The organism is Mesorhizobium sp. AR02 (assembly GCF_024746835.1).
In the GTDB taxonomy this organism is placed as follows: Bacteria; Pseudomonadota; Alphaproteobacteria; order Rhizobiales; family Rhizobiaceae; genus Mesorhizobium.
Genome location: NZ_CP080531.1, coordinates 6,503,027 through 6,517,417 on the forward strand (window position 1 = coordinate 6,503,027; position 14,391 = coordinate 6,517,417).

The 14,391-nt window shown below is 62.8% G+C and carries 13 protein-coding genes and 1 pseudogene; 10 read left to right on the forward strand and 4 right to left on the reverse strand.

Features of this window, described 5'->3' with window-relative positions; genetic code table 11:
- The first annotated feature begins 3 nt into the window (after positions 1-3).
- The 3 genes from DBIPINDM_RS35675 to DBIPINDM_RS35685 all read left to right on the forward strand — a co-directional run bounded on the left by DBIPINDM_RS35675 (position 4) and on the right by DBIPINDM_RS35685 (position 2,951).
- Positions 4-459: a GNAT family N-acetyltransferase gene (locus tag DBIPINDM_RS35675; protein ID WP_258583636.1), complete on the forward strand. Its 456-nt coding sequence runs from the start codon at positions 4-6 to the stop codon at positions 457-459.
- Entirely contained in the window at positions 459-2,024 is a 1,566-nt protein-coding gene (locus DBIPINDM_RS35680) for an amidase (RefSeq protein WP_258583637.1), read from the forward strand. The genes DBIPINDM_RS35675 and DBIPINDM_RS35680 overlap by 1 nt, the downstream gene beginning before the upstream one ends.
- A 129-nt stretch (positions 2,025-2,153) precedes the next feature.
- Positions 2,154-2,951, forward strand: a complete 798-nt coding sequence (locus DBIPINDM_RS35685; protein ID WP_258583638.1) for a YdcF family protein — start codon at positions 2,154-2,156, stop codon at positions 2,949-2,951.
- On the opposite strand, the gene DBIPINDM_RS35690 is transcribed toward DBIPINDM_RS35685, so the two are convergent.
- On the reverse strand, positions 2,924-3,643 hold the full coding sequence (locus DBIPINDM_RS35690; protein ID WP_258583639.1) for a DUF599 domain-containing protein: 720 nt from the start codon (positions 3,641-3,643) through the stop codon (positions 2,924-2,926). The genes DBIPINDM_RS35685 and DBIPINDM_RS35690 overlap by 28 nt on opposite strands.
- Positions 3,644-3,814: 171 nt before the next feature.
- On the opposite strand from DBIPINDM_RS35690, the gene DBIPINDM_RS35695 reads away from it, so the two are divergent.
- From DBIPINDM_RS35695 to DBIPINDM_RS35705, 3 genes are all read left to right on the forward strand, one after another.
- Positions 3,815-5,218, forward strand: a complete 1,404-nt coding sequence (locus DBIPINDM_RS35695) for an L-serine ammonia-lyase (RefSeq protein WP_258583640.1) — start codon at positions 3,815-3,817, stop codon at positions 5,216-5,218.
- Positions 5,219-5,290: 72 nt separating this feature from the next.
- A complete protein-coding gene (locus tag DBIPINDM_RS35700; RefSeq protein ID WP_258583641.1) occupies positions 5,291-5,728 on the forward strand; it encodes a DUF1489 family protein in 438 nt (145 codons plus the stop codon).
- A 275-nt stretch (positions 5,729-6,003) separates the two neighbouring features.
- Positions 6,004-6,705 carry a DnaJ domain-containing protein gene (locus tag DBIPINDM_RS35705; RefSeq protein ID WP_258583642.1) on the forward strand — a complete coding sequence of 234 codons (702 nt, stop codon included), beginning with the start codon at positions 6,004-6,006 and terminating at the stop codon, positions 6,703-6,705.
- Positions 6,706-6,751: 46 nt separating this feature from the next.
- Here DBIPINDM_RS35705 and DBIPINDM_RS35710 read toward each other — a convergent pair whose 3' ends face one another.
- Positions 6,752-8,179, reverse strand: a complete 1,428-nt coding sequence (locus DBIPINDM_RS35710; protein WP_258583645.1) for a D-alanyl-D-alanine carboxypeptidase — start codon at positions 8,177-8,179, stop codon at positions 6,752-6,754.
- A 285-nt stretch (positions 8,180-8,464) separates the two neighbouring features.
- Between DBIPINDM_RS35710 and DBIPINDM_RS35715 the strand changes: the two genes are divergently transcribed.
- The 4 genes and pseudogenes from DBIPINDM_RS35715 to DBIPINDM_RS35730 all read left to right on the forward strand — a co-directional run bounded on the left by DBIPINDM_RS35715 (position 8,465) and on the right by DBIPINDM_RS35730 (position 12,560).
- Positions 8,465-8,794, forward strand: a complete 330-nt coding sequence (locus DBIPINDM_RS35715; protein WP_095200145.1) for a phasin family protein — start codon at positions 8,465-8,467, stop codon at positions 8,792-8,794.
- 276 nt (positions 8,795-9,070) lie between these two features.
- On the forward strand, positions 9,071-9,400 hold the full coding sequence (clpS, locus tag DBIPINDM_RS35720; protein ID WP_027051901.1) for an ATP-dependent Clp protease adapter ClpS: 330 nt from the start codon (positions 9,071-9,073) through the stop codon (positions 9,398-9,400).
- A 6-nt stretch (positions 9,401-9,406) separates the two neighbouring features.
- Entirely contained in the window at positions 9,407-11,875 is a 2,469-nt protein-coding gene (gene clpA, locus DBIPINDM_RS35725) for an ATP-dependent Clp protease ATP-binding subunit ClpA (protein ID WP_258583646.1), read from the forward strand.
- A gap of 62 nt (positions 11,876-11,937) precedes the next feature.
- A pseudogene (locus DBIPINDM_RS35730) lies at positions 11,938-12,560 on the forward strand (chloramphenicol phosphotransferase CPT family protein).
- Between the two features lie 29 nt (positions 12,561-12,589).
- On the opposite strand, the gene DBIPINDM_RS35735 reads toward DBIPINDM_RS35730, so the two are convergent.
- Both DBIPINDM_RS35735 and DBIPINDM_RS35740 read right to left on the reverse strand, forming a co-directional pair.
- On the reverse strand, positions 12,590-13,021 hold the full coding sequence (locus DBIPINDM_RS35735; protein WP_258583647.1) for an HIT family protein: 432 nt from the start codon (positions 13,019-13,021) through the stop codon (positions 12,590-12,592).
- A gap of 106 nt (positions 13,022-13,127) precedes the next feature.
- Positions 13,128-14,342, reverse strand: coding sequence for a GNAT family N-acetyltransferase (locus DBIPINDM_RS35740; protein WP_258583648.1), 1,215 nt, complete (start codon positions 14,340-14,342; stop codon positions 13,128-13,130).
- Positions 14,343-14,391: the final 49 nt, after the last annotated feature.

Below are 14,391 nucleotides of genomic sequence, written 5' to 3' on the forward strand. Positions count from 1 at the left end.
CCGATGGCAATCGAGATCGCCATCGAGACGCCGTTGCAGGACGACGTGCGCGGCCTGGTCAAGGAACTCAACGAGACCTTGCTCGAATTGACGCCGCCGGAGCACTGCTATCACCTGACGGTCGAGCAGATGGCCGGCCAGGACACGGCGGTTTTCATCGCCCGCGACAACGGCATCGCCATCGGTTGTGGCGCGCTGAAGCGCCATGACGATGCCATTGGCGAGGTCAAGCGCATGTATACGCGGCCTTCGCATCGCGGCCAGAAAATCGGCGCGAGGATCGTTGAGCGCGTCGAAGCGCTGGCCAGGCAGGAAGGACTGAAGCGGTTGGTGCTGGAGACGGGTGATCGTCATCCCGCCGCCTGGACCGTCTACGAACGTGCCGGGTTCTCGCGCTGCGGCCCGGTGCTGGATTATCCCGATTCCGAGTGGTCGGTGTTTTACGAAAAGAGCCTTTGATGAGCGACCTGACCCGACTGACGATTTCGCAGGCCCGTGCCAAGCTGCGCGGCAAGGAAATCACCGCGACCGAGATCACCGAGGCCTATCTCACGGCGATTGATCGCGCCAATCCGGCGCTGAATGCCTATGTCGCGGTGACCGGCGACAAGGCGCTGGATATGGCCAAGGCCTCCGACGCCAGGCTGGTCAAGGGCGAGGGCGGTGCGCTCGAAGGCATTCCGCTGGGGATCAAGGACCTGTTCGGCACCGAAGGCGTCCACACCCAGGCCTGCAGCCATGTGCTCGACGGCTTCAAGCCGCGCTACGAATCGACCGTCACCGCCAATCTGTGGGCCGACGGCGCGGTCATGCTCGGCAAGCTCAACATGGATGAGTTCGCCATGGGCTCGTCCAACGAAACGTCCTACTACGGCCCGGTCATCAATCCATGGCGGCGTTCGCGCCTCGACACGGTGGTGATGCCGACGACGCATCAGGGCGACGGCGGCTTCGTCTCGGCCGGTGGCACGAAAACCCAGCGCAGCCTGGACAATGCACAGCTGGTGCCGGGCGGTTCGTCCGGCGGATCGGCGACCGCCGTCTCGGCCTTTTTGTGCGCCGGCGCAACAGCGACGGATACTGGCGGCTCGATCCGCCAGCCGGCCGCCTTTACCGGCACGGTCGGCATCAAGCCGACCTATGGCCGCTGTTCGCGTTGGGGCATCGTCGCCTTCGCCTCGTCGCTCGACCAGGCCGGACCGATTGCCCGCGACGTGCGCGACGCGGCGATCCTGCTCAAATCCATGGCCTCGGTCGATCCGAAGGATACGACCTCGGTCGACCGGCCGGTGCCGGACTATGAGGCGGCGATCGGCAAGCCGATCAAGGGCATGAAGGTCGGCATTCCCAAGGAATACCGTGTCGACGGCATGCCCGAGGAGATCGAGGCGCTGTGGCAGAAGGGCATTGCCTGGCTCAGGGATGCCGGCGCCGAGATCGTCGATATCTCCTTGCCGCATACGAAATACGCGCTGCCGGCCTATTACATCGTGGCGCCCGCCGAAGCCTCGTCCAACCTGGCGCGCTATGACGGCGTCCGCTACGGCTTGCGCGTGCCCGGCAAGGACATTGTCGAGATGTATGAGAAGACCCGCGCCGCCGGTTTCGGCCGCGAGGTCAAGCGCCGCATCATGATCGGCACCTATGTGCTGTCGGCCGGCTATTACGACGCCTACTATCTGCAGGCGCAGAAGGTTCGCAATTTGATCAAGCGCGACTTCGAGAACGTCTTCGCTGCCGGCGTCGACGTTATCCTGACCCCGGCAACGCCGTCCGCCGCCTTCGGCATCGCAGACGAGGACATGGCCGCCGATCCGGTCAAGATGTACCTCAACGACATTTTCACGGTCACCGTGAACATGGCCGGCCTGCCGGGCATCGCCGTGCCCGCCGGCCTCGACCCGAAAGGGCTGCCGCTCGGCCTGCAGCTCATCGGCCGGCCGTTCGAGGAAGAGACGCTGTTCCAGACCGCCGCCGTCATCGAGCAGGCGGCCGGCACATTTCAGCCGGAGAAGTGGTGGTAAGGGTATCGCTCGTCTAGCGCATGACCCCGAAAATCGGAATCGATTTTCGGAAGGGGTCATACGCAAAATCAATGGGTTACAGCGCCCTTTGCGCGCCCAGGCATGCGCGGCACTGTAATGGGGTGAGCGATGTTCTTCTATCTGTCCAAGGTCTTCTGGTTCTTCATCCAGCCGCTCAACCTGATGATCTTCCTGCTTCTGGCGGGGCTGATTGCCGGGCTGATCGGCCGGCGGCGGCTGGCCGTCACCGGCAGCGTGCTGGCGTTTGTGATCCTGGCGCTCTCGGCCTGGACGTCGCTTGGCGCGATGATGCTCAACCCGCTCGAGGAGCGTTTTCCACGGCCGCCGCTGCCGCAAAAGGTCGACGGCATCGTCGTGCTCGGCGGCGGGTTCGAGGGCGCCATCAACTTCGCGCGTGGCGGATATGAATTGAGCAGCAGCGGCGACCGCATGGTCGAGACCGCAATTCTCGCCCGGCGCTTCCCGCAGGCCAAGGTGGTTGTGTCAGGCGGAGACGGCTCGTTTATCCTTGATCGCGAGGGCGACGCCGACACCGCGTCCCGCCTGCTCGTTCCGCTCGGTGTATCGGCCGATCGTCTTGTCCTTGAGGACAAGTCACGCAACACGTACGAAAATGCAGTCTTCAGCCGCAAACTTGTCGAACCGAAGCCAGGCGAGACCTGGCTGCTGGTGACCTCCGCCTTCCACATGCCACGAGCCAAGGCGCTGTTCGACAAGGCTGGTTTTCCGACCGTGCCATGGCCAGTCGACTATCACACTTCGGGCAAGGAAGGTGTCGGTTTGTTTCGCGACAATGCGATCGATTCTGTGCAAAACACCACCATAGCGCTCCGCGAATGGATCGGGCTTTTCGCCTACTGGCTTTCCGGCCGCATCGATCAGCCGTTTCCGTCGCCTGGCGGCTGACCGATGACGGCGCGCCGCGCCGCCGAGAAGAACTGGCGTCGAACCAGCACGGCCAGCAGCAGCAGCGTCGACAGCACGAACACCAGGGGATCGACGAACCAGCCGAGATAGCCGATCGAGAAGAACACGCCGCGCAGGCCGGAGTTGAAATGCTTGCCGGCCAGCATGTTCATTTGCGTCGCACGCCATACAGCCGTTTTCGTGACCGGATTGCGCGAGGCTTCGCCATGCGGGATCGGCACGGCGCCGATCAGGATCGAGCAATAGTTGAACAGCCGGTAGGCCCAGCCGAATTTGAAGAAGGAGAAGGCGAGGATCAGCACCAGTCCCAGCACCTTGATCTGAAAGGCCGGGCGCGACGGCGCGCCGCCGAGCGGCAGGTTGCTTAGCACTTCAAGCACCCGGTCGGACGCCCCGAGCAAGGCAAAACAGCCGCCGAGCGCGATCAGCGAACTGGAGGCGAAGAAGGCGGTGCCCTGCTGCAGCCCGCTCATGATGGCAGTGTCGACGATGCGGATCTCGCGCTCGGCCATGGTGCGCATCCAGGCTTCGCGCTGCGCATTCATGGCCGTCGTCAGCGACATGCGGCTGACCAGCCTGCCGTCGGAAGCGAGCGTGTGCAGCAGCCACGCGATCAGGAAGAGCGCCAACGCCCCGAGATCGGCCGTAGACAGATAGGAGGAATCACCCATGGGCTGAATTTACCACATCCAGCGCGGTCGCTTCGATGCCGGCCCCCCGAGCGACAGCAATGTCGCTGCCGGAGCAAACAAGGTCGGCAGGTGCTGCGCCGCGATTGCCAAAAGAGCGGAAACATCCGGAGAATTCCTATATGTAGTTCTCGACCTGACCCAGGAGACAGCGTGTTCCTTTCGGTTTTCGACCTGTTCAAGATCGGCATCGGCCCCTCGAGCTCACACACGATGGGGCCGATGACGGCGGCTGCCCGTTTCCTCGACGAAATCCTCAATGGTGACTGGCCGCGCCCGGCCGGCGTCAAGGTCGACGGGCTGGGCGCTAGCTTGCACGGTTCGCTCGCTTATACCGGAATCGGCCACGGCAGTGATCGCGCCGTCGTGCTCGGCCTTGCCGGCCTGACGCCGCAGACCGTCGACCCCGACGAGGCTGATGGGATTGCCGGCCGCATCGCTGCCGAAAAGCGCATTTCGCCTCCCGGCCATCCATCCTATCGCTTCGACCCGGCCACCGATCTGGTGCTCGACCGCAAGACGCCGCTCACGGGTCACGCCAACGGCATGGCGTTCTATGCCTACGACGCCGGCGGCCGTCTGCTGCTCAAGCGCATCTACTATTCGATCGGCGGCGGCTTCGTGGTTTCGGAAGAAGAACTGCAGCGGATGAAGGCCAAGGGGTCGGTGACGACCGAAGGCAAGAAAGTGCCGTATCCATTCAAGAACGCCGTCGAGATGCTGAAGATGGCGGGCAAGAGCGGTCTTTCCATTGCCGAGATGAAGCGCGTCAACGAGGAAACGCAGATGTCGCGCGAGGAGCTCGACGCCGGCCTCGACGCCATCTGGGTTGCGATGAAGGGCTGCATCGACCGCGGCCTATCGCAGGACGGCATCATGCCGGGCGGGCTGAAGGTGCGGCGCCGTGCCCGGCAACTCCACGACAAGCTGCAAGAGCAGTGGCAGCAGAACCGGCCGAATCCGCTGCTCGCCAATGACTGGCTGTCGATCTATGCCATGGCGGTCAACGAGGAGAATGCCGCCGGCGGCCGCGTCGTCACCGCGCCGACCAATGGCGCTGCCGGCACCCTGCCGGCGGTGCTGCGCTACTGGCTGCATTTCCATCCCGAGGCCGACCAGCCGAGCATCCGCGACTTCCTGCTGACGGCGGCTGCCGTCGGCGGTATCATCAAGACCAATGCCTCGATCTCGGGCGCCGAGGTCGGCTGCCAGGGTGAGGTCGGCTCCGCCTCGGCAATGGCCGCGGCCGGCCTGTGCGCCGTCATGGGCGGTACGCCCGAGCAGGTCGAGAATGCCGCCGAGATCGCGCTCGAACACCATCTCGGCATGACCTGCGATCCGGTCGGCGGGCTGGTCCAGGTGCCGTGCATCGAGCGCAATGCACTCGGCGCGGTCAAGGCGGTGACGGCCGCGTCTCTGGCGATCAAGGGCGACGGCGTCCACTTCGTGCCGCTCGACGCGGCGATCGAGACCATGCGCCAGACCGGTCTCGACATGAACGAGAAGTACAAGGAGACCAGCCTTGGCGGGCTCGCCGTCAATGTCGTGGAGTGCTGAGGGTCTAAACCAGCACTGTGGAGAAGTCCGTCAGGCCGTTGACGTCTCGGCGCTCCGGACTAACCTTAGCGAATGGCTCTCAATCTCCTAAAACTGTGCGTCGGCTGCGACAGCGTCGAGGATCTCGAGGAATGGATCGAGTTCCGTCTCGACGAACGGCGCCGCGCCGGTGAACCGGCCGAACACTGGCACACCACCCGCATGGTGCCGACGCGCGGCGCCGAGATCACCGATGGCGGTTCGCTCTACTGGGTGATCAAGGGCAACGTGCAATGCCGGCAGTTGATCACCGAAATCCGGCCCTTCACCGACGACGAGGGCATCGGCCGCTGCCATCTGATGCTCGATCCGCAAGTCGTGCGCACCGACTGGCAGCCGCGCCGGGCCTTTCAGGGCTGGCGCTACCTGAAACCGTCGGACGCGCCGGTCGATCTCGGCAAGGGCAAGGCGGGACTGGTCGAGATGCCGCCCAAACTCAGGCGCGAGCTTGCCGATCTCGGCTTGCTGTAGGCCATCGCGCGGAAGCGTTGCCTGTTCCGGCGCGGGCTTTCTGGCCCTCCATCTTGCTTCTCACTGGACTTGCAAGCGGCTCGACAACGCCACATCTTGAAATTCATGCGCAATGAAAAGCTGTCGACGTCGACAAGGACAGCGGGGTTGGAGAGCCATCCCGCTTGGCGATTCTCTTCCTGTCCGGGCGAAGGCCATCATTCCGGCGCAGAAAAAGTGTTTGATGACATCACGCGGCTGTCCAAGTGCACAGGGTATCTGCGGGGCGGTGGGAAATGTTAGGCGCAATTATCGTTCTGGTCGCATTGCTGCTGGTGCTCCTGGGCGTGGCCTCGGCCTTCCTTCGGGCCGATCCAGCCCGGCTGGCAAGCGGGACGAGAACGCTGGGACCGATCCTGCTGGCGCTGGTGGGTGGCGCCGTGCTTCTGGTTGGTCGAAGCGGAATCGGCGGCGTCATCCTGTTCGTGGCAATCGGCTGGTATGCCGCCACGCGCAAGAACCGGCCTGATGTCGGGCAGGCGCCGGGAAAACGCTCAACGGTGCGGACGGCAGCGCTCGAGATGGAACTCGATCACAATACGGGCGGCCTCGAAGGGCTGGTTCTGGCCGGCCGCCATGACGGCAAGATGCTTGGCGCGATGGGCCTTGCGGAGTTGCAGCATCTCTACCGCGAACTCTCCGGCGATGCGGAGAGCCGCCAGCTGCTAGAGACGTATCTTGACGGCAGATTTCCCGTCTGGCGCAAAAACACTGAGACGAACGGTGGCGAAGGGCTGGGTGTTGCGCCAGGTCCGGGCGCCATGACTAAGGAGGAGGCCTACAAGGTCCTTGGTCTTGAAGCGGGGGCCGCCGCGGCGGATGTCCGCAAGGCGCACCGCCGCCTGATGCAGCGCCTGCACCCCGATATCGGCGGTACGTCTTTCCTGGCGGCGCGAATCAACGAAGCCAAGGACGTCTTGCTCTCCAATCACAACTAGTCTCCTTCGACGCAGAAAATTTCCGGGAGATTGCTTCCACGCCGTCCTACTGCTGGACGGCGTAGCACTCGATTTTCTTCTTCTTCAAAGCGGTACAGGCCTTCCAGGCGGCGTCCTTCGAACCAAAGCCGCCGAAGCGGGCGCGGTAATAGGTGACGCCATCCTTGTCGAAGGCGACGGTGAAGCCGGAAGCATCCGCCAGCACCTTCGGCGCCTGCTTGGTGGTCTTGTCGAGGAATGCCTGGGCTTCCGATTGCGTCGGCGACGAGGCGACCTGGATGGCCCAGCCCGACGGCACCGACGCGGTGTTGACCGGATCGACGGCCGGCGGCGTCGGCTCGGCATAGGCAGCCACGACCTGTGCGGTGGCGACCTTCGGCGCAGCGACGATGACGGTCTTCACCTTCTTTGCCGGGACAACCAGCTTGGGTGCTTCGGCCTCGGCACTCTCTTCATCATCACCCTGCGCAACAGTCGCGTCTTCGGCAACGGCCGTGTCGTCTGCGCTGGCCACCGCCACCGGCTTGTCGTCGGGGGTCGGCGCGTCGTGCTTGGGCAGGAGAACCTTGGCAAGCGCCTTGATCGGATTGCTGCTGCTGTCAGCCCTGGCAACCAGATCGCCACCGCCGCGGGTCGAGGCCCTCGGCATGTAGGTGTTGATCAGGTTCGCCATCTGGTTGTCGCGGCTGCCGCCCGAGGTGCCGCCCATGACAACGGCGACGAGCCGGCGGTTGCCGTCATTAACCGACGAGACGAGATTGAAGCCGGAGGCGCGGGTGTAACCGGTCTTGATGCCGTCGACGCCCTTGATGCGTCCGAGCAGACGGTTATGGCCGTTGATGCGCTGGCGGCCGTAGAGAAAGGAGCGCTGCGAGAAGTAGCCGTAGTACTGGGGAAAATGCTCCCGCAGCGCGATGCCGAGCGTGGCCATGTCTCGCGCCGTGGTGAACTGGCCGGGGTCGGGCAGGCCGTTGGCGTTGCGGAAGACGGTGCCGTTCATGCCGAGCGCCCGCGCCTTGGCGGTCATCATGCGGGCAAAAGTGGGTTCATCGCCGCCAAGCATTTCACCGAGCGCGGTGGCCGAGTCGTTGGCCGACTTGGTGACGATCGACAGGATCGCGGTCTCGACCGAAACCGAACCGCCCGGCTTCACGCCGAGTTTCGTTGGCGCCTCGGCGGAGGCATGGGCCGAAAACACGACCTGCGAATTCCTGCTGATCTTGCCCTTCGCCATCGCTTCGAAGGTCAGATAAAGCGTCATCATCTTGGTCAGCGACGCCGGATAGCGCCTGCCGTTGGCATCCGCGGAGTACAGCACCTTGCCGGTCTTGGCGTCCACGACAATGGCCGCCGGCCGCGCTGCCAGCGACGAGGCAACGTCAGCGCAAACGAAGGTCAACGCCAAGGTGAAGACCATGATCGCTTTGAGGGGGGAGGTGGATTTGGAAACGATGCCCAACAACGCCTGACGCACTGATATTTCCCTTGAATTCTTCGTTGCGTTGGAGGCGGCAAAGGGTCCTGCCTCACTTCCAGCCAAGCTAGCGGGGCAGCGTTACCAATCCGTTTATGGTAACCGCCGCGTTCACCATTTTCTTCGGGCTTGAAACGCACTTTATTTGATTTTTAGCCATTGCCTGCGCAGGCGGGCTCCGCACGCCGGCGAAATATTGACTTTTGTGCAGCGCACAATATATTCTAGTGCATTGCACAAGGGCGCCCCGAAGAAGGACGCCTCAACCGTCAAGGGAATCGTGAAATGACCCAGACCTATGAGGACTTCAGCAAATACGGCAAGGAATTCGCCGACACCGGATTGAAGAGCTTCGCCTCGCTGTCCAAGGGCGCTCAGGCGATCGCCACCGAGGCCGGTGAGTACACCAAGAAGAGCTTTGAAGCCGGCAGCGCCGCCGTCGAGAAGCTGTTTTCGGCCAAGTCGCTGGACAAGGCGATCGAGATCCAGTCCGACTACGCCAAGCAGTCCTACGAGGCGTTCGTCGCCGAGGCCACCAAGATCGGCGACCTCTATGCCGAACTCGCCAAGGAAGCCTACAAGCCGTTCGAATCGATCGTTGCCAAGGCGAAGTAATTTCCCCCGACAGATCCAGATCCGGCCCCTTGGGTCCGGGACAAAACCCGGTTGCGGAAGCGCGGCCGGGTTTTTTCATGTCAATTTCCCATCTGGAACCGCGTAGCGCTTCACGATTGCGAAAATCAGCCAAGTTTGGGCACCTAGCCATATTGTCAGCTAACCAGAAGGGCTTAAAATCGTCCATCGAACACCTACATGTCGAACTCGCATGAGGATTCGAAGAGGCAGGATTACGTGACGATCGGTTTGACTGCCACGAGACAAGTGGCGCGGATGCAAAACGGCAGCGGCGACGGCAATGAGGCCGGCCGCGGGACGGCCGTGATCACGCGCACCAAAACCAAGACCAAGAAGCCCAGCCTTTACCGGGTCCTCATCCTCAACGACGACTACACTCCGATGGAGTTCGTGGTTCACGTGCTGGAGCGTTTTTTCCAGAAGGACCGCGAAGCCGCCACACGCATCATGCTTCATGTTCACAATCATGGAGTGGGCGAGTGCGGGGTCTATACATTCGAGGTGGCCGAGACCAAAGTGTCTCAGGTCATGGATTTCGCCCGACAGAATCAGCATCCGCTGCAATGCGTGATGGAGAAGAAGTGAGGTAACATGCCGGCTTTCTCCCAAGGCCTGGAAAAGGCGCTTCACCAGGCGCTGACGCTCGCCAATGAGCGGCACCATGAATACGCAACCCTTGAACATTTGTTGCTCGCGTTGATCGACGACACCGAGGCGGCCGCCGTCATGCGCGCCTGCAACGTCGATCTCGATGAGCTCAAGCACACTGTTCTCACCTATATCGACACCGAGCTCGACAACCTGGTCACCGGCTACGATGAGGATTCCAAGCCGACTGCCGGCTTCCAGCGCGTCATCCAGCGCGCGGTGATCCATGTGCAGTCGTCTGGCCGTGAAGAAGTTTCGGGCGCCAACGTCCTCGTCGCCATCTTCGCCGAGCGCGAAAGCCACGCCGCCTATTTCCTGCAGGAACAGCAGATGACCCGCTACGACGCGGTCAACTACATCTCGCACGGCATTGCCAAGCGTCCCGGCGCATCGGAGACGCGCTCGCCGCGCGGCGCCGATGACGAGCAGGGCGGCCAGAACGGCGCCGAGCCGCAGGAGGAAGGCGGCAAGAAGAAGCAGCAGCAGGACGCGCTGACCGCTTACTGCGTCAACCTCAACAACAAGGCCAAGGCCGGCAAGATCGATCCGCTGATCGGCCGTGAGTCGGAGATCAACCGCACCATCCAGGTGCTGTGCCGCCGCTCCAAGAACAACCCGCTCTATGTCGGTGACCCCGGCGTCGGCAAGACGGCGATCGCCGAAGGGCTGGCCAAGCGCATCGTCGAAGGCGACGTTCCCGAAGTGCTGCACAACGCCACCGTCTTCGCGCTCGACATGGGCACGTTGCTGGCCGGCACGCGCTACCGCGGCGATTTCGAGGAACGGCTGAAGCAGGTCGTCAAGGAACTCGAGGATTATCCGGGTGCGGTGCTGTTCATCGACGAGATCCACACCGTGATTGGTGCGGGTGCCACGTCAGGCGGCGCCATGGATGCGTCGAACCTGTTGAAGCCGGCTTTGTCGTCGGGTGCGATCCGCTGCATCGGCTCGACCACCTACAAGGAATTCCGCCAGTTCTTCGAGAAGGACCGCGCTCTGGTGCGGCGCTTCCAGAAGATCGACGTCAACGAGCCGACCATCGAGGACGCCATCGAGATCATGAAGGGCCTCAAGCCCTACTATGAGGAATTCCACAAGGTGAAGTTCACCAACGAGGCGATCAAGGCTTCGGTGGAATTGTCGGCGCGCTATATCAACGACCGCAAGCTGCCGGACAAGGCGATCGACGTGATCGACGAGACCGGCGCCTCGCAGATGCTGGTGCCGGAAGCCAAGCGCAAGAAGACCATTGGTATCAAGGAGATCGAAGCAACGATCGCCACCATGGCGCGCATTCCGCCGAAGACTGTTTCGGCCGATGACGAGAAGGTGCTGCAAGGCCTCGACATCGAGCTGAAGCGCGTCGTCTATGGCCAGGACACCGCCATCACCGCGCTGACCTCGGCGATCAAGCTGGCACGTGCCGGCCTGCGCGAACCGGAAAAGCCGATTGGCTCGTATTTGTTCTCGGGTCCGACCGGCGTCGGCAAGACCGAAGTCGCCAAGCAACTCGCCGCCTCACTCGGTGTCGAGCTGATCCGCTTCGACATGTCGGAATATATGGAACGCCACACCGTTTCGCGGCTTATCGGCGCACCTCCCGGCTATGTCGGCTTCGACCAGGGCGGCCTGTTGACCGACGGTGTCGACCAGCATCCGCACTGCGTGCTGTTGCTGGACGAGGTCGAGAAGGCGCATCCGGACCTGTTCAACATCCTGTTGCAGGTGATGGATCACGGCAAGCTGACCGATCACAACGGCAAGCAGATCGACTTCCGCAATGTCATCCTGATCATGACCACCAATGCGGGCGCATCCGATGCGCAGCGCGCGGCGATCGGTTTCGGTTCGACCAAGCGCGAAGGCGACGATGTCGAGGCGATCAACCGGCTGTTCACGCCGGAATTCCGCAACCGTCTCGATGCGATCATCCCGTTCGGCTCGCTGCCGGTGCCGGTCATCCATCAGGTGGTGCAGAAGTTCGTCATGCAGCTCGAGGCGCAGCTCTCCGAGCGTGGCGTCACCTTCGACCTGTCGCCGGATGCGATCGCCTGGCTCGCCGACAAGGGCTATGACGAGCGCATGGGCGCGCGGCCGCTCGGTCGTGTGATCCAGGAGCACATCAAGAAGCCGCTGGCGGATGAGGTGCTGTTCGGCAAGCTCAAGAAGGGCGGCACGGTGCGCGTCACCGTCGAGAAGAAGGAAACCGGCGAGACCGGTCTGAAGCTCGAATCGCTGGCCGACGAGGCACCGGTGAAGCCGAAGAAGGAAGAGCCGGAAGACGCGCCGAAGCCGCCCAAGGCCGTGGCCAAGAAGCCTGTCGCAAAGAAGCTCGTGGCGCAGAAGCCGGAGCCCAAGGGCAAGGATGGCGGCAAGCGCAGCCTGGTCCCGCAACTGCCCCGCAAGGGCTGATCGGCACTCACTCGAAAAAGCCCCGGCAACGGGGCTTTTTCATTTTGAGCAATAGGGTGGCTATGCCAGGCCAGATCATCATCCTCAACGGCGCACCGCGGTCAGGAAAATCGAGCATCGCCCGAGCCATCCAGGAAAGCTTCGATGGCGCGTGGATGAATCTGGGCGTCGACAGTTATGAGAAAATCACACCGCCGCGACTTCGCCCGGGAACAGGGTTGCGTCCTGGCGGCGAACGCCCTGACCTCGAAGGTTTCGTGCCGCATTTGTACGCCGCCCTTACGAATCGATCGCGGCGCATAGCCGGCTGGGGCTGAATGTGGTGACGGATGTCGGCCATCACGATGCCTATTCGAAGCCGCTCAACTGTCTGGTCGATTGCGCACGCCGTCTTGCCGGCCTGCCGGTGCTGTTTGTCGGCGTTCGCTGTCCGATTGAAATCATCATGGAAAGGCGAGCCGCCGGCGAGGCGGGCAGGGATTATGTCACCGGCTCTTCGGACGATCCCGTGCCTCTGCCGGTGCGTCTGTGGCAGGAAGCGGTGCACCGGCCGGGCGTTTACGATCTCGAGGTCGACACCTCGGTCCTCAGCCCTGAACAGTGCGCGGATGCGATACGCCAGCGGCTGATGCGAAGTGGCGCCCAGCCGAGCGCGATCGAACGGCTGGCGCAAGCCGCCAACTAGAATATTCCTCCTGCGCAACGAGGTGCGGGTCAGCTTCCGAGCGCTGCGCGTATTTTTTCGGCGTTCCCGGCCAACACTTCGGGCTTCTCCATTCCGCCCGTATGCGGTTTCAGCGGGATGCCTTCGAAGCGGGGGATGACATGGACGTGCAGGTGATAGACGGTCTGCCCGGAGGCTGGCTCGTTGAACTGCAGGATGGTGACGCCGTCGGCATTGAGCGCCTTCTTGACTGCGAGCGCCACTTTCTGGACGACCGTGAAAAGCGGGCCGAAAGTCGACGGGTTGGCGTCGAGCAGATTGCGCGACGGGGCCTTTGGCGCCACCAGCGTATGGCCCGGTCCCTGCGGCATCACATCCATGAAGGCCACGACGGCGTCGTCTTCGTAAACGCGGTGCGAAGGGATTTCTCCACGCAGGATCTTGGCGAAGATGTTGTCGGTGTCATAGGCGGTTTCAGCCATGGCGAACACTCCGGATTGTGCCTCGCCGTCTCGTGTAGCGAAGCTCTCCCGGAGCGGCAAGACGATGTGGCGGGCGATCAGGCGAGATCGACCATGCCAAAACCTGCTATTCCTCGAGATCCTTGCGGAACGGGGTATGCTCTTCCAGATATTCGCCCATCCGCTCGACCTCGCGCCGCTCGCGCTTGAGATAGTCGGCCACCGCATTGCGCAGGCCGGGGTGCGAAATGTAGTGGGCGGAATGCATGATCACTGGCCGGTAGCCGCGCGCCAGCTTGTGCTCTCCCTGCGCACCGGCCTCGACCACCTTCAGCTTGCGTTCGATGGCGAAGTCGATGGCCTGGTGATAGCAGACCTCGAAATGCAGGAAGGGGTGATCCTCGATGCAGCCCCAGTTGCGGCCATAGAGCGCGTCGGAGCCGATGAAATTGATGGCGCCGGCCACGTAGCGTCCGTTGCGCCTGGCCATCACCAGCAGGATATCGTCCGCCATGCGTTCGCCGATCAGCGAGAAGAACTGGCGGTTCAGGTAGGGGCGGCCCCATTTGCGGCTGCCGGTGTCCATGTAGAAGGCGTAGAAATCATCCCAGGCCTTCTCGGTCAGGTCCTTGCCGGTCAGCCAGTCGATGGTGATGCCTGGGGCAAGCGCTTCGCGCCGCTCCTTCTTCATCGCCTTGCGCTTGCGCGAGGCAAGCGTGGCGAGGAAGTCGTCATAGGTCGAAAAGCCTTCGTTGAAGAAGTGGAATTGCTGGTCGGTGCGATGCAGGAAGCCAGCGGCCTCCAGCGTCGCGACGTCGCTTTCCTGCGCGAAGGTGACATGCGCCGAGGATACGCCGAGCTTGTCCGTCACCATTTTGAGGCCGGCGGCAAGCCCGGCCTTCACCGCATCCGGATCCTCGCCTTTGGTGACCAGGAGGCGAGGGCCGGTGACCGGCGTGAACGGCACAGCACTTTGCAGTTTCGGGTAATAGCGGCCGCCGGCGCGCTCGAAGGCATCCGACCAGCCGTGATCGAACACATATTCGCCCTGGCTGTGCGATTTGAGATAGCAGGGGACGGCGCCTAGAAGCCTGCCGTCGGCGGTCTCCAGCCGCAGGTGATGTCCCTGCCAGCCGGTGCGCCGCACGGCGCAGCCGGAATCTTCCAGTGCGCTCAAAAAAGCGAATGAAACGAGTGGGTTATAGCCATTTTCCGCGTCGCCGCGCGTGGTGCCGGCAAAGCCGTTCCATTCATCGCAGGTGAATGCGCCGATGCCCGCGGCGATGCGGATCGAATAGTCCGCATTTGCAGTTTGCCCGTCGCCATCGTCGCCCTGATCCATGAGGCTTATTTAAGCTCCATCCGGGCCGCTACAAGTCACGTTTCAGACA